We start from the raw sequence: 22289 nt of genomic DNA, 5'->3' as shown, positions 1-22289 counted from the left end.
GACGTGGAGAACGTAGAGGCAGGGCATGTGCGCGTCAAGGTATGGACCAGGGTCGGCCGTTGCGGGCGCACGGGTGGGCGCCGGCGGGAATGCGCGTGTCGCCGCGTGCGTTCTCCGTTACGAACACGAGGAGGAGCGGTCACAGTGCTTGATCCGCAGGGTTTGTACGCATGGGAGCCGAAGGGCCTCGCCGTCGTCGACATGGCGCTCGCCCAGGAATCGGCCGGACTGGTCATGCTCTACCACTTCGACGGATACATCGACGCGGGCGAAACCGGCGACCAGATCGTCGAGCGGCTCACGGACAGCCTTCCCGGGCAGGTGGTGGCGAGATTCGACCACGACCGGCTCGTGGACTACCGCGCCCGCCGCCCGCTGCTCACCTTCCGGCGCGACCGCTGGAGCGACTACGAGGAGCCGACGCTCGACGTCCGCCTCGTCCAGGACGCCACCGGCGCGCCCTTCCTGCTGCTTTCCGGGCCCGAGCCCGACGTCGAGTGGGAGCGTTTCGCCAAGGCCGTCCAGCAGATCGTGGAGCGGCTCGGGGTGCGCCTCTCCGTGAACTTCCACGGCATCCCGATGGGCGTCCCGCACACCCGTCCCGTGGGCCTCACGCCGCACGGCAACCGCACCGACCTGGTGCCGGGTCACCGCAGCCCGTTCGACGAGGCGCAGGTGCCGGGCAGCGCGGCCGCCCTGGTCGAGTACCGCCTCCTGGAGGCCGGTCACGACGTGCTGGGTGTCGCGGCGCACGTCCCGCACTACATCGCACGCTCCGCCTACCCGGACGCGGCCCTCACCGTCCTGGAGGCGATCACCGCCGCCACCGGCCTGGTGCTGCCCACCGTCGCGCACGGACTGCGCACCGAGGCGCACCGCACCCAGACCGAGATCGACCGGCAGATCCAGGAGGGCGACGAGGAGCTGGTGGCGCTCGTCCAGGGCCTGGAGCACCAGTACGACGCGGCGGCGGGCGCGCAGGACCGCGGCAACATGCTCGCCGAGCCGGTGGACATCCCGTCCGCCGACGAGATCGGCCGCGAATTCGAGCGTTTCCTCGCGGAGCGGGAGGGCGACGCGTGAGGCGGCGACCGCCCGGGGCCTGTCCCGCCGGCAGGCCCTAAGCTGCCGGTCATGCTGAAAGTGGGCCTGACCGGCGGCATCGGTGCCGGTAAGAGTGAAGTGTCACGGCTGCTCGTCGTGTCCGGTGCCGTGCTGATCGACGCGGACAAGATCGCGCGCGAGGTGGTGGAGCCGGGAACTCCCGGACTCGCGGCCGTCGTTGAAGCCTTCGGGCGGGAGGTGCTCGCACCTGACGGTTCCCTCGACCGGCCGAAGCTGGGCGCGATCGTCTTCGCCGACGCGGAGAAGCTGGCCGTCCTGAACTCGATCGTGCATCCGCTCGTGGGCGCCCGCTCCGCCGAACTCGAACAGGCCGCGTCCGGTGACGCGGTGGTCGTCCACGACGTGCCGCTGCTCGCCGAGAACGGCCTCGCGCAGCTGTACGACGTCGTGGTCGTCGTCGACGCGAGCCCCGAGACCCAGCTGGACCGCCTGGTGCGGCTGCGCGGCATGAGCGAGGCGGACGCCCGCGCGCGGATGGCCGCGCAGGCGACCCGCGAGAAGCGCCTCGAGATCGCGGACATCGTGATCGACAACGACGGCCCGCTGGACGGGCTCGCGGAGCGGGTCGGTGAGGTCTGGGCGGACCTCGCACGCAGGGCAAGCGCCCCCTGAGGGGCGCGGGGAACTGCGCGAGCAACCGAAACCGAGCCGCACCCGGCGACGAACCGCCGAGGGCAGACGCGTCCGCGTCACAAGGGCCCCTGGGGGCGATGGTGCGGAATAGGCAGGGGTGCGGCGGGCGTTGACGCGGGGGAGCGAGGGAAGGAGCCCGGCGTGCCCGAAATTACTCCGGAGACTCATGTCATAGATTTCCGTGCGGCGGAGCAGCTTCTCGCCGCCCGGGATCCGCGCGGCGCGGTGAAGCTGCTCGACACCGTCATCGCCGCCCACCCCGAGAACACGGCGGCGCGCCTGCTGCGGGCGCGCGCCTTCTTCGCCGCCGCGCAACTGCGGGCGGCGGAGCTGGAGTTCAGCATCGTCCTGGAGCGCGAGCCGGACAACGCGTTCGCGCACTTCGCGCTCGCCCGCACCTACGAGCGCGGCGCGCGCCCCGACCAGGCGCGGCGCCACTTCCGGCTCGCGGCCGCCCTCGACCCGCAGCCGGAGTATCTGGCGGCGGCCCGCTTCGACGGCGACGCCGGCCCGGGCGGCGAGAAGTAAGGCCTCGAGCCATGGCCCTCTCGAATGGCGGGGCGGCCACCGGCAGGTGAGCATGTGTGGTGCGCAGAGTTCCGGCCTCGACTACGGGAGCCCTCATGTCCCAGCCGCGCCAGCAGCAGAGCCCGCCCGGCGTCACGTCCGAGATGACCCCGCGGCCCGACCACGGCGAGCAGAGCTACCGCGGGTCGGGCCGCCTTGCCGGCAAGGCCGCGGTCATCACCGGCGGGGACAGCGGGATCGGCCGCGCCGTGGCGATCGCGTACGCCCGGGAGGGCGCGGACGTGCTGATCTCCTACCTCGACGAGCACGAGGACGCGGCGGAGACGCGGCGGTGGGTGGTGGAGGCGGGCCGCGAGTGTGTGCTGGTGCCCGGTGACGTGGCGGATCCCGCGCACTGCCGGTCGATCATCGACAAGGCGGTGGGGACGTTCGGCCGCGTGGACGTGCTGGTCAGCAACGCCGCGTTCCAGATGACCCGCGACTCCATCGAGGACGTCCCCGACGAGGAGTGGGACCGGACGCTCGCGATCAACCTCAGCGCCTTCTTCCATCTGACCAAGGCCGCCGTCCCGCACATGGGGCCGGGTTCGGTGATCATCGGGAGCACCTCGGTGAACTCCGACGCCCCGCCGCCGCAGCTGCTCCCGTACAACGTCACCAAGGCGGGCATCGCGAACATGGTCGGCTCGCTGTCGCAGATGCTCGGCGCGCGCGGCATCCGCGCCAGTGGCGCCGGGACCGATCTGGACGCCGCTCATTCCGGCGACCGTGCCGCCGGAGCAGGTGGAGAGCTTCGGTTCGCAGGTCCCGCTCGGGCGGCCGGGACAGCCGGCGGAGCTGGCGCCGGTCTACGTCATGCTCGCCTCGGACGAGGCCAGCTACGTCTCCGGGGCCCGTATCGCGGTCACGGGTGGGCAGCCGATCCTGTGAGCGGTCGCGGCACCGCCCTGTATCCGCTGCGGCTGACCGTGACGGCCAAGCCGCTGGTGTTCGGCGGCCAGGCCATCGCCCGGCGGCTGGGCAAGGCGGGCATCCCGGACTGGAGCGTCGCCGAGACCTGGGAGTGCAGCGATGTCGAGGGTGCCCAGGCTGTCGTGGTCGACGGGCCGCTGGCCGGCCGGTCGCTGCGTGAGGTGACCACCGACCATCCGCGGGAGTTGATGGGCGCGGGGTGGTCGGGACAGTGCTTCCCCGTGCTGACCAAGTTCATCGACGCCACCGGCTCCCTGCCGGTGCATCTGCACGCGGACGACGAGACCGCCCGCCGCCTGGAGGGCGAGCGCAACGGCAAGACCGAGGCGTGGCACATCCTCGACGCCGCCCCGGGAGCGACCGCCCTGTGCGGCGTCAAGCGCGGAGTGACCCGTGCGGAGCTGTTCGCGGCGCTGGAGGCGCAGGACTTCGACGCCGTGCTGCGCCGCCTGCCGGTGCGTGCGGGGGAGACCATCTATGTGCCGGGCGGCACGCTGCACAGCTTCGGTCCGGACACCCTCGTCTATGAGATCGAACAGACATCCGACATTCAGCAGCACGCGATGCACTGGGACATGACGGACGGCTCGCCCGTGAGCGACGAGGAGTTCGGCGCCAACCTCGACATGCTGATGCGGCAGGTGAAACCGGAGAACAGACCGGAGTTCACCCCCGGCCTGCGCGTCCCCGTCGGCGACGGCGTCGAGCGCGTCTTCCTGTGCGCCAGTTCCTACTTCGCCCTGGAACGCTGGAGCGCCGGAACCGCCGAGCCGCTGCGGCACTCCTTCGCCACCGCGCAGATCCTGACCAACGTCGGCGCTCCGGTACGCGTCCGGGCGGGCGCCTGGACCGGCGACCTCGGCCGGGCCGAAACGCTCCTGCTGCCCGCCGTCTGCGGCGACGTGGAGATCGGCGGGCCGGCCGACGTCCTGTTCGGCTACCTGCCCGACCTCGACCGCGACGTCCGCGCCCCGCTGCTCGAAGCCGGCTACCCCTTGCGTCTCATCGACTCCCTCGGCTCGGGCGGATCGTAGGGCGGGACGTCCTTGCCCGGCTGATAGTGCGCGCCCTGCCGCATGCGGTGCACGACCCACGCCAGATCGGCGGCGATCACCACCAGCAGCACCCCGCACGCCACCGCCCACCCGGTCCGCCCGGCGAGGGCGAAGGCCGCGGTGCCGAAGGCCGCCCACACGAGGCCCCATACGCTGAACCAGAAGCGCATCCGCAGCGGACTGCGCGCGGTCACCGGTTCACTGCCTGTGCGCATCATGAGTGGTCATCTCCTCCTTTCCAGGATAAAGAGGGTGGGAACGTGCTGGAAGCGCTCAGGGCCGATGAAACGCTCGCCGCCTGGCTCGAGGAGTTGGAGAGCGCGGGGGAGCCGCCGGCCGAGGCGGTGCTGCCGGACGCCGACGACCTGCCGGAGGTGCTCCTCGACCTCGCCGTGCCCCACGAGGACATCAACCCCCTCGTGGCGCTCCGCGGCCGGCTGTGGGCCGACCCGGAGGCGCGGTGGCTGCTCGACCGCTGCGTGGCCGCCGTCGTACGCGACCTGGGGACGGTGGGCGGCGGCGGCCGCCTCCGGGCGCTGTCCGAGGGGTGCGGGGAACTCGGGCGCTGCTTCTATGTGTACGTCTACGTGGCGGCGCTGGACCACGTGCGCGCGTACCACCGCGACCGCGGCATCCCCGCCGACGTCTCCCGCCGCACCCTCGCCGACCTCGGCCGCCATATGGCGGTGCACCGCAGGGCGCGCGGCAGCGGCGGCCTCCTCGTACCGGAGTGGCACGCCCTGCACTTCCGCGGCGAGCTCTACCAGTTGGGACGGCTGCAGTTCCAGCGTGCCGTGCTGGGCGAGCGCATGGGCGGCGCGACAGCCGCGGCCGGGCACCCGGCGGGCCCGGGCGACCCCTGCCTGAACCTCCACATCACCGACTTCCGGGGGCCGTTGACGCCCGAGGCCTGCGACCGGTCGACAGCCCTGGCGCGGGAGTTCTTCGCGCGCCACTTCCCGGAGGAGCGTTATGAGACAGCCGTCTGCCACTCCTGGCTGCTCGACCCGCAGCTGAGGGACCACCTGCCCGCGGATTCGAACATCGTCCGCTTCCAGCGGCGATTCCGCCTCGCCGACGGCTACGAACCGCAGCCGGCGGACGACGACCCCGTCGCCTTCGTCTTCGGCGACCGAGACCTCCCCGTGTCCGGACTGCCCAGGCGGACCAGGGTCGAGCGGGCCGTCGGCGACCATCTGCGGGCGGGCGGCCACTGGTACGGCGGGCATGGCTGGTTCCCGCTGGGGGCGGCCCGGCGGTGACAGCGTCCGGGAACGGCGCCGTACCGGGCTTCGTTGGCCGGGCATGAGCCTGCAGATGCGTGAGGGATACGAGGGAACGGGACCCGGCGCGATCACGCCGGACGGCTGCGCGGTCGAGCTGTACACGCGCCTGTCCGTCGGGGACGAGCCCGACGTCATCGAGGACGCCGTGCCGGCGGGGGCGCACATTCTGGAGCTGGGCTGCGGCGCGGGCCGGGTGACCCGCCCGCTCCTGGAGCGCGGCTTCCGGGTGACGGCCGTCGACGAGTCCCCCGAGATGCTGGAGAAGGTCGCCGCGCTCGACGGCGGGGTGCGGACCGTGCGGAACCCCATCGAGGAGCTCGACCTCGACGAGAAGTTCCCCGTGGTGATGCTCGCCTCGTTCCTCGTGCACAACGGCGACACGGCGGTGCGCCGCCGCATGCTGCGGGCCTGCCGCAAGCACGTCACGGACCAGGGCTGCGTACTGATCCAGCGCGAGGGCGCGGACTACCACACGAACCTTCCGAGGGAGCGCGTCGACCCGAGTGGCTACACGATCCGGATCCTCTCGGCGGAGCCCGTCGGAGACGGCGTGAACGAGGTGCGCGCGGAGTACGTCTTCCAGGACGCCGTATGGACCCAGACGTTCCGCGCCAGACCACTCACCCCGGAACAGTTCGAGGAGGCTCTCGCGGAGGCGGACCTTAAGGTCGACAAATACCTCACGGAGGACGGTACTTGGGTGCGGGCGGTGCCGGCCGGCTGATCCGGTTCGGCCGACGTCGCGCGGAGCGATGATTTTTCCGCGGACGGCCGGTCTGTATCGGTGACAGCGCAACGGCCCAAAGGCCCGGCTCACCGAGGAGACCACGATGTCCGTCAGCACCGTCCGCGCCACGTCCCCGGCCACCCCGACCGCTCCGACCGCTCCGACCGCCACAGCCCCGCGCGGCCGAGGCGCCCGTATCACCCTGCGCACGCTGCAGGTGCTGCTCGGGGTGTTCTTCGGTGTCGCCAGCGGCGCGCCCAAGCTGATCGCGCACCCGACCGCCGTCGAGTCCTTCGACAAGCTCGGCTGGGGCGCGCCGGGGATGTACACCATCGGGGCGCTGGAACTGCTCGGCGGAGTCGCGCTGCTGCTCCCGCTGCTCTCCTCGGTCGCCGCCACCGCGTTCATCGGGCTGATGATCGGCGCGTTCATCGTGTCCGTCACCGCGCTCGGCGGTGAGAACGCGGCCACGCCGCTGATCCTGATCCTGCCGCTGGCGTGGATCGCGTGGGCGCGGCGCGCCGAGACGACGAAGCTGGTCGCCCGCGTACGGCGGTGACGTGCGGCCCGTGTGTCGGGCACCGCTGCGGAGAAGCCTACTTCGGGGTGCGCAGGCGTTCCATCTCGCGGCGGTCCCGCTTCGTGGGGCGGCCGGTGCCGCGGTCGCGGATGACCGCGGGGGCGACCGCCTCGCGGGGCGGCGGGGGCGGTGAGTTGTCGACGTAGCACTCGACGGCGACGGGCGCCCCGACGCGCTTACGGATGAGGCGCTTCACGATCACGATCCGCTCCCGGTTGCCCGCCTGCCGCAGGCGCACCTCGTCGCCGACGTGCACGCCGTGCGAGGGCTTGACGCGCTCGCCGTTGACCCGGACGTGGCCGCCCTTGCACGCGGCGCCGCCGGCCGAGCGGGTCTTGACGAGGCGGACCGACCAGATCCAGCTGTCGACGCGCACCGAGCCCTCGCCCGCCGAGCCGCCGCCCGGCGAACCGCCGCCCCCTGAAGCTGAAGTCTCCGAAGCCATGTGTCGACCTTAGCCCCGCTCCGGGGCGGCCTGCCCGGCTCCCGGCGAGCCGTCCGGAAACCGCTGAACCCGGACGCCGATAATCCGGACTAATCGCGGTAATCGGACCGAACGCGACGTACGACTCCCAGGGGTGCTGCTCATGACGTCTATCGAAGCCACCGTCGACTCTCTGATGGGCGGGCTGCGGGCCGACCTCGAACGGCTCGCCTCGATCCCCTCGATCGCGTTCCCCGGATACCCGCCCGAACCGGTCGAGGAGGCGCACGCCTTGGTGGCCGCGCTGCTGCGGGACGCCGGTGTCCCGCGCGTGGAGCGGCTCGACCTGCCGGACACCGCACCCGTGGTCCTCGGTGAGATCCCGCCGCCCGAGCCCGGCGCGCCGACCGTCCTGCTCTACGCCCACTACGACGTGCAGCCCCCGGGCGACGTGTCGCTGTGGAAGTCGCCGCCCTTCGAACCGACCCCGGTCGAGGGCGGCCTGCGCGCCTGCGGCATCGCGGACGACAAGGCCAACGTCATCGCCCACCTCGGCATGGTGCGGGCCTACGGCGGCCGCCCGCCGGTCGGCGTCAAGCTCGTCATCGAGGGGCAGGAGGAGTACGGCAGCGCCTTCGAGAGCCATCCGCCCACCGACCCGGAGCGGTTCGCCTGCGACGCCATGGTGATCGCCGACCACGGCAACATCCGCCCCGGCACCCCCACCCTCGCCACCGGCCTGCGCGGCGCCTGCGAAGTGGTGGCCGAGGTCCGCACCCTCGACGAGCCGCGCCACAGCGGGGAGTTCGGCGGCGCGGCACCCGACGCGCTGCTCGTACTGCTCAAGGCGCTCGGCACCCTCCACGACGTGCACGGGGACGTCGCGGTCGAGGGGCTGCGACGCGAGGACTGGACCGGCACGACGTACACGGAGGAGGAGTTCCGCTCCCTGGCGGGCGTGCGCGAGGGCGTGCCGCTGATCGGCAGCGGCAGCCTCGGCGAGCGGTTGTGGAGCGGACCCGCGATCACCGTGATCGGCCTGGACGCGCCGAGCGTCGACCACGGAGTGTCCGCCGTCGTGCCCTACGCCAGGGCCAGGCTGAACCTGCGCTGCCACCCCCGGCAGGACCCGAGGGAGGCCCAGGGCCGGCTGGTCGCCCACCTGCGCTCGCTCAAACCCTTCGGCATCCCGCTCACCGTCAGGCCCGGCGCGGCAGGGCCCGGCTACGAGGCCGCCACCGGCGGTCCCGCCTACCGCGCCGCACGCACCGCGCTGAAGGAGGCCTGGGGCACGGAGGCCTCGTACGTCGCGACCGGCGGCTCCATCCCGCTGGTCAACGGCCTCGCCAAGGCGGCGCCCGGCGCGGAGGTGCTGCTCTTCGGCGCCCAGGACAGCATGTGCAACCTGCACGCGCCGAACGAACGCGTCCTCTTCTCGGAGCTGCGCAACACCGTCGTCGCGCTGTGCGCCTTCGTACGGGAGTACGCGGCGGACTTCCGGCGGGCCGGAGGCGGCGCCGCGTGAGCATGACCGACGCGCCGGTCGGCGGCGACCCGGCCGAAGGGCCCGCCGGCGGGCGGGGAGAGCGGAAGTTGACCTTCCCCAGCGCGCTGACCGTCCTCGCGGTCGTCACCGTCGCCGTCTGGCTGCTCGCCTTCCTCGTCCCGTCGGGGCAGTACGACCGCGACGGGTCCGGCGCGCCCGTCGAGGGCACCTACCACCGCGTCGACTCCGGACAGTCCTTCGTCGACCGCCTCAACGACCTCTTCCTGTCGCCCGTCAACGGCCTCTACGGCATCCAGGACGAGAAGACGTCGCTGGTCGCGCCCGACAACGTGGGCGCGCTGTACGGCAGTGCGGGCGTCTTCCTGTTCGTGCTGGCCATCGGGGCGTTCATCACCGTCGTCTTCGCGACCGGCGCCCTCGACCGCGGCATCGGGCGCCTCGCGCACCGGCTGCGCGAGCGCGGGGCGCTGCTCATCGCCGGCGTCATGGCCGTCTTCTCCGTGCTCGGCACGGTCGAGGGCTTCGCCGAGGAGACGCTCGGCTTCTACGGCCTGATCGTGCCGCTGATGCTCGCCCTCGGTTACGACCGCATGACCGCCGTCGGTGTGATCATCCTCGGCGCGGGGGTCGGCGTGCTCTGCTCGACCGTGAACCCGTTCGCGACGGGCGTCGCCTCCTCCGCGGCCGGCATCTCCCTCGGCGACGGGATCGTGCTGCGCTTCCTCATGTGGTGCGTCCTGACGGGGGTCACGGTCGCGTACGTGATCCGGTACGCGACGCGCGTACGGAGGGATCCGGGGCGCTCGCTCTCCGGGTTCCTGCCGGGTGACCGCGAGCAGTCCGCCACCGAGGCGGCGGAGGTACCGGGGCTGACCGGGCTGCACAAGGCCGTGCTCGTCACCACCGCGCTCGTCTTCGCCTTCATGATCTTCTCGGTGGTGCCCTGGGCCGGCGCGCTCACGGGCAGGGCCGACGCGGAGCCGTACGGCTTCGAACTCGGCTGGTCCTTCCCGCAGCTGGCGGCCCTGTTCCTGTGCGCGGCCGTGCTCGTCGGGCTCGTCGCGCGCATGGGGGAGCAGCGGCTCAGCTCGACGATCATCCAGGGCGCGGCCGACTTCGTCTCGCCCGCCCTGGTCATCCTGCTCGCCCGCGGCGTCACGACGATCATGAACAATTCGAAGATCACGGACACCGTGCTGCACTCCATCGAAGGGGTGGTGAAGGGGACGTCGTCCGGGCTCTTCGCCGTCATCGTCTTCCTCGTGAACCTGCCGCTCGCCTTCCTGATCCCCTCCACCTCGGGCCACGCCACGCTCGCCATGCCGATCCTCGCCCCGCTCGCCGACTTCGCCGGCGTCCCGCGCGCGGTCGTCGTCACGGCCTGGCAGGCCGCCAGCGGCTGGATGAACCTGTGGGTGCCGACGACGGCGGTGACCATCGGCGGGGTGGCGCTCGCGAAGGTCGGCTACGACAGGTACCTGCGGTTCGTGTGGCCGCTGCTCGCCGTGCTGGCCGTACTGATCTGCGTTTTCGTGGGGCTCGGTGCCGCGCTGACCTGAGCGTTCGCGGGTAGGGGCACCAAGAGCGGCCTCCGTACGGTGGAGGACGCGGAGAGCAGGGAGGACGTGGAGGAGATGAGGGACACCGAGGGCGTGGACGGGCTGAGCGAACTGGACCGGCGGATCACCGGATGCCGCGCCTGCCCCCGCCTCGTCGACTGGCGCGAGGAGGTCGCCCGCACCAAGCGCGCGGCCTTCGCCGACTGGACGTACTGGGGGCGCCCGGTGCCCGGCTTCGGCCCGCACGACGCCTCTCTCCTGATCGTCGGCCTCGCGCCCGCCGCGCACGGCGCCAACCGCACCGGGCGGATGTTCACCGGCGACCGATCGGGCGAGTTCCTCTACCCGGCGCTGTACGACGTCGGCCTCGCCTCCCGCCCCACCGCCGAGAGCGCCGACGACGGCCTGACGCTGTACGGCACCCGCATCACCTCGCCCGTGCACTGCGCCCCGCCCGCCAACAAGCCCACCGTCGAGGAGCGCGACACCTGCCGCGCCTGGCTGGTGAGCGAGCTGAAGCTGCTCGCGCCCACCCTCAGGGCGGTGGTCGTGCTCGGCGGCTTCGGCTGGCAGGCCGCGCTGCCCGCCTTCGCGGCGGCGGGCTGGCAGGTGCCGAAGCCGCGCCCGGCCTTCGGGCACGGGGCGCACGTGCGGCTCGCGAGCGGCCACCCGGAGCTGGAGCCGCTCGACGTCTTCGGCTGCTTTCACGTCAGCCAGCGCAACACGTTCACCGGACGCCTCACGCCCGCGATGCTGCGGGAGGTGCTGCGCTCGGCCGCCTTCGAGGCGGGCCTGCACCCGGACGGCCCGGCGGAGTGAGAGGGAAGCCTCTAGGCTGCCCCGATGGGCCTCTATCCGGACATCGAACCCCACGACCACGGCATGCTCGACGTCGGTGACGGAAACCGCGTGTACTGGGAGATCTGCGGCAATCCGCACGGCAAGCCGGCCGTGGTCCTGCACGGCGGCCCCGGCTCCGGCTGCACGCCCTTCTTCCGCCGCTGCTTCGACCCCGACGCGTACCGGATCGTCCTGCTCGACCAGCGCGGCGCCGGCCGGTCCACGCCGCCCGCGAGCGACCCGGCCACCGACATGGGCGTGAACACGATCAAGCACCTGATGGGCGACCTGGAGCTGCTCCGCCGCCACCTGGGCATCGAGCGGTGGCTCGTGTGGGGTGTCTCGTTCGGTTCCGTGCTGGGCCTGCGGTACGCGCAGACGTACCCCGACCGGGTCTCGGAACTGGTCCTCACGGGCGTCGCCACCGGCAGCCGCGCCGAGGTGCGGCTCATGACACGCGGGCTCGGACGGATCTTCCCCGAGGCGTGGCAGGCGTTCCGCGACGGGGTGCCGGAGGAGGAGCGGGACGGCGATCTGGCCGCCGCCTACAACCGGCTCCTGGAGTCGCCCGACCCCGCCGTCCGGGCCGCCGCCGCGCGCGCGTGGACGGACTGGGAGACGGCGTTCGTGCCCGCGCCGCCGAGGTCCGTCCCCCGCTACGAGGACCCGGAGTTCCGGTTCCGCTTCGCGCGCACCGTCACGCACTACTTCGCCAACGACCACTGGCTGGGCGGCGACGAGGTCGTCCTGCGCGACGCGCCCTCCCTCGCGGGCATCCCGGGCGTACTGGTCCAGGGCAGCCTGGACTTCGGCAACCTGCTGGGCATCCCGTGGCGGCTCCAGCAGGCGTGGCCCGGCAGCGAGCTCGTCCTCGTGGACGAGGCGGGGCACAACGCGGGGGCGCCGGGCATCGCGGAGGAGCTGGTGGCGGCGACGGACCGGTTCCGTCAACCCTGAGCCGTCCCACCGGACGCGTCGATCCCCGTCGGAGTGATATTCCGGGTGAACCGCCGGAGACCGGGCCCCGGCCGGGGCGCGTCGACCGCACACTCCGGGAAAGCGCCGAGCACCGCCGGCGCCGGACCAGCCCGGATCACAGGAGGCGCCCGGTGTCCCGACAGTCCTTCCGCCGTTTCCTTCGCTTCCTTCCGCACCCCCGACGCACACCCCGACCCGCACCCCGACGCACACGTCGACGCGCGCTGTCCCGAACGATGCTCGCCGCGGCCCTGCTCCTGGGCGCGGCGACGGCCGGCGGCGTGGCGGCGTACGGCGCGAACCCCGCACCCGCGAACCCCGCAGATCCCACGAACCCCGCAGATCCCGCGGACTCCGCAGACCCCGTGGACCCGGTCGAGCCTGTCTTCTGGGTCGACCCGTACAGCGCCGCCGCCCGCCAGGTCACGGAGTGGCAGGCGGCGGGCCGCACCGAGGACGCCCGCCTCATCGAACGCATCGCGGGGCGCCCCCAGGCCGTCTGGCTCACCGACGAGGAGCCCGGCGCGGTCGTGCGCACCCACGTCGAGGCGGCGGCGATGGCGGAGCGCACCGCGGTCCTCGTCGCCTATTTCGTCCCGCACCGCGACTGCGGCTCGTACTCCGCGGGCGGCGCCCGCGACGCCGCGCACTACCGCCGGTGGATCGACGACTTCGCCACCGGGCTCGGCACCCGGGGCGCGTACGTGATCCTGGAACCGGACGCCGTCGCCCAGCTGGTCGCGGGCTGCCCGGAAGCCGACGCCGACGAGCGGTACGAGCTGCTCGCCCACGCGGTCCAGCGCCTCAAGCGCCAGCCGAACACCAAGGTGTACGTCGACGCGGGGAACGCCTCCTGGATCCCCGACGAGCAGCGCCTGGTCGCCCCGCTGCGCCGCGCCGGGATCGCCGAGGCCGACGGCTTCGCGCTGAACGTGTCCAACCACCAGACGGACCAGGTGAGTTCGGAGTACGGCCGCCGGCTCGCCGCGGCGCTCGGCGGCGACAAGCACTTCGTCATCGACAGCAGCCGCAACGGCAACGGCCCCTACTCGGGCAGCAAGCCCTGGTGCAATCCGCCGGGCCGCGCCCTCGGCACACCGCCCACCGCCCGCACCGGCGACCCCGCGCTCGACGCCTACCTGTGGATCAAGCGGCCCGGCGAGTCCGACGGGACATGCCGGGGCGGGCCGAAGGCGGGCCAGTGGTGGCCGGAGTACGCACTGGACCTGGCGCGCCGGTCCCGCGGCTAGGGCCTGTCCGGCGGATCAGGTCGCGGTGGGGTGGCGGCCACCCGTCGGTGCAGGTGAGCGGGGTCTGGTGCGTCGAGATGCAAGGCGGAGGAGGGCGGCAACGCGATGGGGGTGCCCCCTGCTCGAGCGGAGCCGAGAGCTCGGGGGAGTTGACAACCGACGACAACGCCGCAGGGTTGGGGTCTCCCCTGCTCGAGCGAAGCCGAGAGCTTGGGGAAGTGGCAGACCCCGCGCCCCGCGACATGATTCGCCGGACAGGCCCTAGCGGCTACTCCGGGGTGCCCGAGCCGTCGGGGACGACCGCGGTGGCGGTGATCTCCACGAGCTGGCCGGGGTAGCCGAGGCACGACGTGCCGAGCAGCGTCGAGGTGTGCGGGCCCGCGTGCAGGTCGGTGACGCGGACGACCTCCCACGCCTCGCTGAGCGCCGCGGTCTCGTCGCTGACCACGTACACCGTGCTGGCCACCACCTGCGACAGATCGCTGCCCACCGCGCGCAGTGCCTCGTCGAGGTTGGCGATGACCTGCTCGGTCTGGCGTGCGATGTCGCCTTCCCCGACGAGGTTCCCCTCGGGGTCGAGCGGGACGGAGCCCGCCATGAAGGCGAGCCGGGTGCCGGCTTCGACGACGGCGGCGTGGGCGTAGCCGGGGGGCGGGAAGAGGGTGGGTACGACGGTGCGGGTGGGGGTGGGGGTGGGGGTGGAGGTGCGTTCCGAGGTGGTCATGCCGAGATCGTGCGTGAGGTGGGTCGCGTACGCATCCGAATTTCCCTCAGCGCACCGCCGCCGGTGAACTTCCGCCCCGTACGCGCAACACGGGCTTGCCCGAGCCGTTCGCCGGGGTGGACCAGATGTCCTGTCTGCGGCCGTCCTCGCCCGGCAGGGCGTATGCGAGGGTGTCGTCGTCCAGCCAGGCGGCCTGGTCGTCGACGTTGCGCCGCTCGGCGAGGGGGCGCTCGCGCATCGTCCGCAGGTCGAGGACGTACAGGCGCCACGGGTCCTTGGTCCCCTTCCGCACCCGCTTCTTGAAGGCGATGCGGGTGTCGTCGGGGGAGAGCGAGGGGCACTCGACGTTCGAACGCAGGGCGGTCGCCGCCCACTTCTTCATGTCGCCGCGCACGAGGTACGTCCTGCCCTTCGTCGAGACGGTCGCGTAGAAGACGTTGTCGTCCTTGGTGAAGGTGACGCCCCAGTAGTTGACGTCGGGGGAGTGGTAGCGGCGGCCGTCGAGGATGAGGGGGATCTCCTCCATGTTCTTGATCAGGTAGCCGGTGCGGGTGTCCAGGATGGAGGTGCGGGTGGAGAAGGACGAGCCCGCGTAGGAGTCGCCGGTGGCGAACATCGTCCAGGACAGCATCCGGCCCGACGCGGAGACGCGGGCGCGGTTGGGGATCCCGGTGAGTGCGATACGTCGCTTCTCGCGGAGCCGGCCGTCGAGTACGACGGCGTACGACTTGGGTGGGATGCCGGACCGACGCTGGAGACACAGGCCGGTGCCGGCGGCGGCGTAGAAGCGCTCGCAGGAGGGGCCGCCGGTGGTGCGGGCGGCCTTGCCGGGCGTGAGGGTGCGGCCGGGCGAGGAGATGCGGCCTGGAGAGGGGACGCGGGCGACCCGGCCCGCGCCCGCCTCCCCCTCCGTACTGCGGAAGTAGAGGTTCCCCCGGTCGAGGCCGAACTCCGAGGCTGCGTCGGCCGATTGGGCGTCCTGCGCCGCGTGCAGGGTGTAGGCGACGGCGACGCCCGCGAGGACTGCGGCGGCGAGGGCGACCGCGACGATACGGGAGCGCAGGGACGGCGGGGAGCTGGGGGAGCCCGGGGGGACGGCGGGCGCGGTCATGGGGACCTCTCGGTAGAGGACTTCGGCTCGGTGGGGGACGTCGGTTCGGTGCGGATGAGCAGCGCCGCCGCCCCCGCCACGGCCACGGTCAGTGCGACGACCGCGCAGGTCAGCGCCGTGCTGACGCCCCACAGCGTCCAGGCGGCGCCGAAGCCGACGGCGGCGACGAGCCGGGCGAGCGCCTGGCCGGTCTGGAGCACGGCCATGCCGCCGGCCCTGCGTTCCGGTGGCACCACGGGCGTGGCGAGGGCCATCAGTACGCCGTCGGTGGCCGCGTAGAAGACGCCGAGCAGCAGCAGTACGCCGATGAGGAGGGGCCAGCCGTCGGTGGGCGCGAGCAGGAGGACGTAACCGCCGAGCAGCGCCACGTGCCCCGCGAGGAACGGCGCGCGGCGCCCGGTGCGGTCGGCGAGCCGCCCGGCGGGGACGGCGAGCAGCAGGTAGACGGCGGCGGAACCCAGCGGCAGCAGCGGGAACCACGAGACCGCGAAGTCGAGCCGCCGCTGGAGGAGGAGGTACAGGAACGCGTCGCCGATGGTGGCCGCGCCGAGCAGCGCGGCGGCGCCGAGGACGCGGCGGAAGGCGGGGACGCGCAGCAGGTCCAGCGCCCTGCCCCCGCGGGCGGTCTTCGGGGCCGCCATCCCGACGGGTTGTGCCCGGCCGGGCACGAACGCGACCAGCATCAGCACCCCGAGCAGCCCGAAGCAGAAGCTGACCACGAACACGGCGTCGTACGCGTCGGCGGTCGCCCACAGCAGCGCGAACGCGGCGAGCGGCCCGAGCAGCGCGCCCGTCGTGTCCATCGCCCGGTGCACACCGAAGGCGCGGCCCAGCGCGTCGGGCGGGCTGCTCAGCGAGATGAGCGCGTCGCGCGGCGCGGTGCGCACGCCCTTGCCGACGCGGTCGGCGGCGAGCGCCGCGCCGATCCCGGCGGTGGCGCCGCCCGCGAGCAGCAGCCCGAGCCGGGAGAGGGCGGAGAGCGCGTAGCCGCTGCCCGCGACCAGCTTGTGCCGCCCGCCGCGGTCGGCGGCGTACCCGCCGGCCAGCCGCACCAGCGCGGTCACCCCGTTGTAGAGGCCGTCGAGGAAGCCGAACTGGAGCGGCGAGAGGCCGAGCTGGAGGACGAAGTAGAGCGGAAGGACGGCGGTGACCATCTCCGAGGAGATGTCCGTGACCAGGCTGACCGCGCCGAGTGCGAGGACGGGCCCGGCGACGCGGCCGCGCCGGGCCCCGGACTTCTCCGAGGCCTTGGCGACCGCGTCGGTGGAGGCGAGGTACATGGGGGCTCGCTCGTCTCAGCGGCAGCTGTAGGACGGGCTGGTGTCCTTCGTCGAGCCGTCCGTGGCGACGAGGTTCCAGGAGAACCCGCTGTCGGTGAAGTTCAGCTTGACGACGCCGAAGGCCTTGGTGATCCGCTTCTGGCTGTTGGGCTGGACCTCCTCGATGTCGTACGGGTTGGCGCCGCCCATGCCGCCGAGCAGTTCGACGATGCCGTCGGGATCCGCCTTGCCGTCGGCGTTCTGCGGGGCGAACCGCTCGTAGTGGTGGTCGTGGCCGTTCATGACCAGCTCGGCCTTGTTCTTCTGAAGCAGCTTCCAGACCGGGCGGCTCACCGGGTCGTTGCCATGCCCTCCGGAGGAGAAGAGGGGGTGGTGCCAGTACGCGGCCACGCACTTCTTGGAGTTGGCGGCGAGGTCGTCCTTGAGCCAGTCGATCTGCTCGTCGTCGAAGCTGTTGGAGTCGAGCGCGATGAAATGCCAGTTGCCCTGGTCGAAGCTGTAGTAGCTCTTGCCGTCGGGGTAGGCGACGGAACCGAAGTAGGACTTGTAGCCCGCGAGCGCGCCCGCCGGGTCGTAGGTCTCGTGGTTGCCGGGGACGGGGCGGGTCTTGCTCTTGAAGGCGCCCCAGGATTTGTCGTAGTAGTTCTTGAAGTCCTTCAGGCGCGCGTCGTCGTACTGGTTGTCGCCCATGGTCATGACGAAGGACGGATTGATCTGCTTGACCAGGGCCGCGGTCTTGGGGTGCTTGCAGCTGCCGCTGCTCGCGGTGCACTGCTCGGCGATGTCACCCGCGGCGACCGCCGTGAAGGCTCCCGCCCTCGGCGCCGCTGCGGGGGAGGCGTCGGCCTCTTCGGCGGGCGACCACAGCAGCACGCCGCCGACGAGGGCGAGCGAGGCGCCGGTGGCGATGGGGATGCCCCAACGGGCTTTGCCTGTACGGGAGTTGCGCGTCTCGCTCGTGCGGGAGTTCATGGCGCGGGGGGTGGGCGGCATGTCCGTCTCCTCGGTTGGCGTGGGGGTGCCGGGCCGTCTCGGGGAATCCTGGCGATGCGGCATGTGCGCGTCAATGACTCGGGGCGATAATTGTTAGGAAAGTTTCCTTCCAGTGTTGCTGGGCGGTGTGGTCCGGGTCCCCGGGAGGCGGGTGCTCCGGCGTTGTCAGTGGTCTCGCCTAGGGTGGCGAGCACGGTGACAGGTGGCGTGAGCAGGGGCTGCGGAGGGAGGTGGCGGTGGCGGTGGTGACGACGACGGGGGCGGATGCGGGCGGGTCGGCGGCGGATGCGGACGTGTCGGCGCACGGTCACGCTCTCCTCGTACGGTCCTGTGCCGCCGTCTTCCTGCCGGCGGAGGTGCCCCGGGAGGGCCGGATCGCCTTCTGGCGGCCGGACGGCGGCGAGCTTCCGGGGGAGGGCCTCGGTACGCGTGGCGGCCCCGGCACGCGTGGGGACCTGGTCGTCGCCCGCAAGCACGGCAAGGGTGCCCGCACCCGCACCGTTCCCGCCCTGTTCCTGCCGGTCCGCGACGCCGTGCCGCTGCTGCTCCGCGCCGCGCGCCCGCATCCCGCCGCGGCGTGCTGGGCCGCGGCCGCCCGGCACGCGCTGCACCTGGCGGCGCGGGGCAGGCTGCTGCCCGGCCTGACGCCGGGGGACATGGACGCGTGGCGGGCGGGGCCGCTGGACGAGGGGGACGTCGCCCACCTGCGGGCCATCGCCGCGGCGCTGCCCGCCGAGGCGCACGCGGTGCCGTCGGCGGAGACCGGTCCGGGCACGGGCCCGCTGCACCTGCCGCAGCCGTTCGCCCTGCTCAGAGCCTTCGTCGACGCGGTGATCGACGTCCTGCCGCGCACCCCCGCGGCCGCGCACGCGGTCGGCGCCCCCTTCGCCGCGCACGAGCCGCAGCACTTGCCGGGTGCCCGCGAGTGGGCCGCCGAGGTCGCGGCGGGGATGGACGCCGGGGTCCGGGTGTCGCTCCGCCTCGACCTGCGGGCCCATGAGGTGTTCGACGGGGGCGAGTACTCCACGGGCGGCACGGACGGCACGGATGGCACCGGAGGCGGAGCGGACGATTCCGGTGACGGGGCCGGCGACTCCCGAGGCGCGGCGGACGGATCCACCGTCGGCGGGCAGCGCTCCGCGCCCGCCGCCAGGGACGGCTCCGGCGCGGCGGTCCCCCGGGCCGACGTCGCCAGCCCGGCCGCCGCCATCGTCCAGGTGCACAGCCTCGCCGACCCGGCGCTCGTGACGGACGTGCCCGGCCTCTGGGCGGGGACCGACCACTTCGGGCCGCGCGCCCGCGTGGACACGCTGCTCGCGCTGCGCCGCGCCGCCCGCGTGTGGCCGCCGCTCGGCAGGCTCCTGGAGCGGCCGCGCCCCGACGTGCTGCCGCTGAGCGAGGAGGAGTTGTACGACCTCCTGGGCGCGGCGGCAGGACGGCTCGCCGCGGCCGGAGTCGCCGTCCACTGGCCCAGGGAGCTCACCCGCGGCCTCACCGCCACCGCTGTCGTCCGCCCGGCCCCCGGCACCGCCGCCGACAACTTCGACTTCTTCAAGACCGAGAAACTCCTCGAATTCCGCTGGCAGGTGGCGTTCGGTGACCAGGAGGAGCCGCTGACCGACGCGGAGCTCGACGTGCTGGCGGAGGCGCACCGCCCGGTCGTCCGCCTCCGCGACCAGTGGGTCGTCGTCGATCCCGACATGGTCCGCAAGGCGCGCAAGCGGGACCTCGGCCTGCTCGACCCGGTCGACGCCCTGTCCGTCGCCCTCACCGGCACGGCCGAGGTGGACGGCGAGCAGGTGCCCGCCGTCCCCGTCGGCGCGCTGGCGAGGCTGCGCGAGCGCGTGACGGACGACCTCGACGCCATCGCCCAGCCCCCGGGCCTGCACGCGACCCTGCGGGACTACCAACTGCGCGGCCTCGCTTGGCTCGACCGCATGACGTCGCTGGGCCTCGGCGGCTGCCTCGCCGACGACATGGGACTCGGCAAGACGATCACGCTGATCGCCCTCCACCTCCACCGCCGGCACCCCGCGCCGACACTCGTCGTCTGCCCCGCGTCGCTGCTCGGCAACTGGCAGCGGGAGATCGAGCGGTTCGCGCCCGGCGTGCCGGTGCGCCGCTTCCACGGAGCGGGCCGCACCCTCGACGGCCTGGACGCCGACGGCGGCTTCGTCCTCACCACGTACGGCACGATGCGCACCAGCGCGCCCGAACTGGCCGAGCAGGCCTGGGGCCTGGTCGTCGCGGACGAGGCGCAGCACGTCAAGAACCCGCACGCGGCGACCGCGAAGGCGCTGCGCACGATCCCCGCACAGGCCAGGGTCGCGCTCACCGGCACCCCCGTCGAGAACAACCTCTCCGAGCTCTGGGCCCTGCTCGACTGGACGACGCCGGGGCTGCTCGGCCCCCTGAAGGCGTTCCGCGCCCGCCACGCGCGCCTCGTGGAGGGCGGCGAGACGGCCGAGAACGACGAGGCGCTGGAGCGCCTGGCCCGCCTTGTCCGCCCCTTCCTCCTGCGCCGCAAGAAGTCGGATCCGGGCATCGCCCCGGAGCTGCCGCCGAAGACGGAGACCGACCACCCGGTCACCCTCACCCGCGAACAGACCTCCCTCTACGAGGCGGTGGTGCGCGAGACGATGGCCCGCATCGAGGCCTCGGACGGCATGGCGCGCCGCGGCCTGGTCATGAAGCTGCTGATGGCGCTCAAGCAGATCTGCAACCACCCGGCGCAGTACCTGAAGGACGGCACCCTCACGACACGCGCGGGCCGCCCGCGCTCGGGCAAGCTGGAGCTGCTCGACGAACTGCTCGACACGATCCTCGCCGAGTCGGAGAGCGCCGGCGCGGTCCTGATCTTCACGCAGTACGTGCAGATGGCCCGCCTCCTCGAAGCGCATCTGGCCGCCCGCGGCATCCCCAGCCAGCTGCTGCACGGCGGCACCCCGGTCGCGCGCCGCGAGGAGATGGTGGACCGCTTCCAGTCGGGCGAGGTCCCGGTCTTCCTGCTCTCCCTGAAGGCGGCGGGCACCGGCCTCAACCTGACCCGGGCGGGCCACGTGATCCACTACGACCGCTGGTGGAACCCGGCGGTGGAGGAGCAGGCCACCGACCGCGCGTACCGCATCGGCCAGACCCAGCCCGTCCAGGTCCACCGCCTGGTCACCGAGGGCACCGTCGAGGACCGCATCGCCGAACTCCTCGCGGCGAAGCAGGCGTTGGCGGACGCGGTGCTCGGCGACGGCGGCGAGGTCGCGCTCACGGAACTGTCCGACGCGGAGCTCGCGGACCTCGTGGCGCTGAGGAGGACGGCATGAGACCGCGCGGCGGACCGCCCGGACACGGCGGCGGCCTGGGCCGGGCCAGCGGAATGAGCGAGACGAGCCGCATGGGCAGCGGCCGCGTCTTCCCCGCCCTGCCCGCCCACCCCGACCCCGCCGCCCCCTTCGCCACCTCGTGGTGGGGCAACGCGTGGCTCGAAGCGCTGGAGGGCAGCGCGCTGGACCAGGCCCGCCTGGCCCGCGGCCGTGCGTACGCGCGCGAGGGCGCCGTCGACACCATCACCGTCGCGCCGGGCCGCATCGTCGCGTACGTCCACGGCAGCCGCCCCCGCCCCTACCGCGCGGAGATCCGCCTGCGGACCATGCTTCCCGAGCACTGGGACCGCTTCCTCGACGCCGTCGCCACCGACCCCGCGCGCATCGCGGCGCTGCTCGACAAGGAGATGCCGCACGCCCTGGCCGACGCGGCGGTCCGGGCGGACGTCCCCCTGCTCCCCGGCGCACGCGAACTGGCCCCGTCCTGCACCTGCCCCGACCGGGGCCACCCCTGCAAGCACGCGGCCGCCCTCGCCTACCAGACGGCCCGCCTCCTGGACGCGGACCCCTTCGTCCTCCTGCTGCTGCGCGGCGGCGAGGAACAGGACCTCCTGGACGAACTGTCGCGCAGGAACGCCCGCAGGGGTGCGGCCGAGGCGGCCCGAGCGGCGGACGACCTCCCGGCGGACCAGCAGGGGCAGTGGGAGCGGCACGCCGACGACCCGGCACCACGGCCACCGGGCGGCCCCGTCCTGCCCGGCGTCCCGGCCCGGGAGGCCCTGGCCACGGAGTACCGCTCCCCGCTCCCCGCCCCCCTCGCCCCACCGCCGCACCCGGGCGAGCCCCCGGTCCTCCCTTCCCTCCCCGGCGCGCCGGACCCGACGGCGCTGGAGTTCCTGGTGACGGACGCGGCGGCCCGCGCCCACGCGTTCCTCACGACGGGCGCGGACCCCTTCACGGCCGCGTCCCCCTGGCACGACGCGGTCCGCCTCGCGGCCTCGCACCCCGGCCTCACCGGCCGCCGCACCTTCAGCCGCCAGTTCGCCGCACTGGCCAGGTCCGTGGGGAGCACCCCCGCGGACCTCACGCGGGCGGCGGCGGCCTGGCGCCAGGGCGGCGAGGAGGGCCTGACGGTCCTGGAAACCCCCTGGGACCCCCCGGCGGGCCCCTTCGACCGAGCCCGCGGCGCCCTCGCCGCGGCGGACCTCCCCCGCATGACGATCCACCGCAACCACCTCACGGACGCGGCCGGCACCCTCCAGCTCCGCTTCGGCCGGGACGGCCGCTGGTACCCGTACCGCAGCGAGCCGGGCGCGGACGACTGGTGGCCGGAGGGGGAGGCGGACGTGGATCCGGTGGGGGCGCTGGCGGCGGTGACGGAGACGTAGGGCAGGCCGGGG

The 22289-nt window shown here is 73.4% G+C and carries 20 protein-coding genes and 1 pseudogene; 15 read left to right on the top strand and 6 right to left on the bottom strand.

Annotation, left to right across the window (positions count from 1 at the left end):
* Positions 1-144: 144 nt before the first annotated feature.
* From ACI2L3_RS18730 to ACI2L3_RS18710, 5 genes and pseudogenes are all read left to right on the top strand, one after another.
* Positions 145-1083 carry a PAC2 family protein gene (locus ACI2L3_RS18730; protein WP_404753446.1) on the top strand — a complete coding sequence of 313 codons (939 nt, stop codon included), beginning with the start codon at positions 145-147 and terminating at the stop codon, positions 1081-1083.
* Positions 1084-1134: 51 nt separating this feature from the next.
* Entirely contained in the window at positions 1135-1737 is a 603-nt protein-coding gene (gene coaE / locus ACI2L3_RS18725) for a dephospho-CoA kinase (RefSeq protein ID WP_404753445.1), read from the top strand.
* A 162-nt stretch (positions 1738-1899) separates the two neighbouring features.
* On the top strand, positions 1900-2286 hold the full coding sequence (locus ACI2L3_RS18720; protein ID WP_404753444.1) for a tetratricopeptide repeat protein: 387 nt from the start codon (positions 1900-1902) through the stop codon (positions 2284-2286).
* Between the two features lie 95 nt (positions 2287-2381).
* Positions 2382-3216: pseudogene (locus tag ACI2L3_RS18715) on the top strand (SDR family oxidoreductase).
* Positions 3213-4292, top strand: a complete 1080-nt coding sequence (locus ACI2L3_RS18710; protein WP_404753443.1) for a class I mannose-6-phosphate isomerase — start codon at positions 3213-3215, stop codon at positions 4290-4292. Before ACI2L3_RS18715 ends, ACI2L3_RS18710 begins: the two are co-directional and overlap by 4 nt.
* Here ACI2L3_RS18710 and ACI2L3_RS18705 read toward each other — a convergent pair.
* Positions 4247-4528 (bottom strand): DUF6343 family protein, encoded by a 282-nt coding sequence (locus ACI2L3_RS18705; RefSeq protein ID WP_404753690.1) that lies wholly within the window; start codon positions 4526-4528, stop codon positions 4247-4249. The two genes, ACI2L3_RS18710 and ACI2L3_RS18705, sit on opposite strands and share 46 nt — an antisense overlap.
* Before the next feature lie 129 nt (positions 4529-4657).
* Between ACI2L3_RS18705 and ACI2L3_RS18700 the strand changes: the two genes are divergently transcribed.
* The 3 genes from ACI2L3_RS18700 (at position 4658) to ACI2L3_RS18690 (ending at position 6885) form a co-directional block, all read left to right on the top strand.
* Positions 4658-5575, top strand: coding sequence for an acyltransferase domain-containing protein (locus tag ACI2L3_RS18700; protein ID WP_404753689.1), 918 nt, complete (start codon positions 4658-4660; stop codon positions 5573-5575).
* A gap of 43 nt (positions 5576-5618) precedes the next feature.
* Positions 5619-6323, top strand: coding sequence for a class I SAM-dependent methyltransferase (locus ACI2L3_RS18695; protein ID WP_404753442.1), 705 nt, complete (start codon positions 5619-5621; stop codon positions 6321-6323).
* Between the two features lie 106 nt (positions 6324-6429).
* Positions 6430-6885 carry a DoxX family protein gene (locus ACI2L3_RS18690; protein ID WP_404753441.1) on the top strand — a complete coding sequence of 152 codons (456 nt, stop codon included), beginning with the start codon at positions 6430-6432 and terminating at the stop codon, positions 6883-6885.
* A 37-nt stretch (positions 6886-6922) separates the two neighbouring features.
* Here ACI2L3_RS18690 and ACI2L3_RS18685 read toward each other — a convergent pair whose 3' ends face one another.
* A complete protein-coding gene (locus tag ACI2L3_RS18685; protein ID WP_404753440.1) occupies positions 6923-7351 on the bottom strand; it encodes an RNA-binding S4 domain-containing protein in 429 nt (142 codons plus the stop codon).
* A gap of 142 nt (positions 7352-7493) precedes the next feature.
* Here ACI2L3_RS18685 and ACI2L3_RS18680 point away from each other — a divergent pair, with 142 nt between their 5' ends.
* The 5 genes from ACI2L3_RS18680 to ACI2L3_RS18660 all read left to right on the top strand — a co-directional run bounded on the left by ACI2L3_RS18680 (position 7494) and on the right by ACI2L3_RS18660 (position 13464).
* Positions 7494-8855, top strand: coding sequence for a M20/M25/M40 family metallo-hydrolase (locus ACI2L3_RS18680; protein WP_404753439.1), 1362 nt, complete (start codon positions 7494-7496; stop codon positions 8853-8855).
* Positions 8856-8857: 2 nt separating this feature from the next.
* The gene (locus tag ACI2L3_RS18675) at positions 8858-10396 is read left to right on the top strand and encodes a YfcC family protein (RefSeq protein ID WP_404753688.1); all 1539 of its coding nucleotides are present in this window, start codon (positions 8858-8860) and stop codon (positions 10394-10396) included.
* Between the two features lie 75 nt (positions 10397-10471).
* Positions 10472-11215 carry a uracil-DNA glycosylase gene (locus ACI2L3_RS18670; protein ID WP_404753438.1) on the top strand — a complete coding sequence of 248 codons (744 nt, stop codon included), beginning with the start codon at positions 10472-10474 and terminating at the stop codon, positions 11213-11215.
* Positions 11216-11239: 24 nt separating this feature from the next.
* Positions 11240-12193, top strand: coding sequence for a prolyl aminopeptidase (gene pip, locus ACI2L3_RS18665; protein ID WP_404753437.1), 954 nt, complete (start codon positions 11240-11242; stop codon positions 12191-12193).
* A 257-nt stretch (positions 12194-12450) separates the two neighbouring features.
* The gene (locus tag ACI2L3_RS18660) at positions 12451-13464 is read left to right on the top strand and encodes a glycoside hydrolase family 6 protein (RefSeq protein ID WP_404753436.1); all 1014 of its coding nucleotides are present in this window, start codon (positions 12451-12453) and stop codon (positions 13462-13464) included.
* Positions 13465-13732: 268 nt separating this feature from the next.
* Here ACI2L3_RS18660 and ACI2L3_RS18655 read toward each other — a convergent pair whose 3' ends face one another.
* From ACI2L3_RS18655 to ACI2L3_RS18640, 4 genes are read right to left on the bottom strand one after another with little or no spacing between them, the layout of a single operon-like run.
* Positions 13733-14188 carry a RidA family protein gene (locus tag ACI2L3_RS18655; protein WP_404753435.1) on the bottom strand — a complete coding sequence of 152 codons (456 nt, stop codon included), beginning with the start codon at positions 14186-14188 and terminating at the stop codon, positions 13733-13735.
* 46 nt (positions 14189-14234) lie between these two features.
* The gene (locus ACI2L3_RS18650; RefSeq protein ID WP_404753434.1) at positions 14235-15299 is read right to left on the bottom strand and encodes a hypothetical protein; all 1065 of its coding nucleotides are present in this window, start codon (positions 15297-15299) and stop codon (positions 14235-14237) included.
* Positions 15296-16579 (bottom strand): MFS transporter, encoded by a 1284-nt coding sequence (locus ACI2L3_RS18645; protein ID WP_404753433.1) that lies wholly within the window; start codon positions 16577-16579, stop codon positions 15296-15298. The genes ACI2L3_RS18650 and ACI2L3_RS18645 overlap by 4 nt, the downstream gene beginning before the upstream one ends.
* 15 nt (positions 16580-16594) lie before the next feature.
* A complete protein-coding gene (locus tag ACI2L3_RS18640) occupies positions 16595-17572 on the bottom strand; it encodes a metallophosphoesterase family protein (RefSeq protein WP_404753432.1) in 978 nt (325 codons plus the stop codon).
* Positions 17573-17865: 293 nt separating this feature from the next.
* Between ACI2L3_RS18640 and ACI2L3_RS18635 the strand changes: the two genes are divergently transcribed.
* Both ACI2L3_RS18635 and ACI2L3_RS18630 read left to right on the top strand, forming a co-directional pair.
* Entirely contained in the window at positions 17866-20889 is a 3024-nt protein-coding gene (locus tag ACI2L3_RS18635) for a DEAD/DEAH box helicase (RefSeq protein WP_404753687.1), read from the top strand.
* Positions 20886-22277 (top strand): SWIM zinc finger family protein, encoded by a 1392-nt coding sequence (locus ACI2L3_RS18630; RefSeq protein WP_404753431.1) that lies wholly within the window; start codon positions 20886-20888, stop codon positions 22275-22277. The genes ACI2L3_RS18635 and ACI2L3_RS18630 overlap by 4 nt, the downstream gene beginning before the upstream one ends.
* Positions 22278-22289: the final 12 nt, after the last annotated feature.

Source organism: Streptomyces sp. NPDC029674 (assembly GCF_044903205.1).
GTDB lineage: Bacteria > Actinomycetota > Actinomycetes > Streptomycetales > Streptomycetaceae > Streptomyces.
This window is presented reverse-complemented; position numbering and strand designations above follow the sequence as displayed.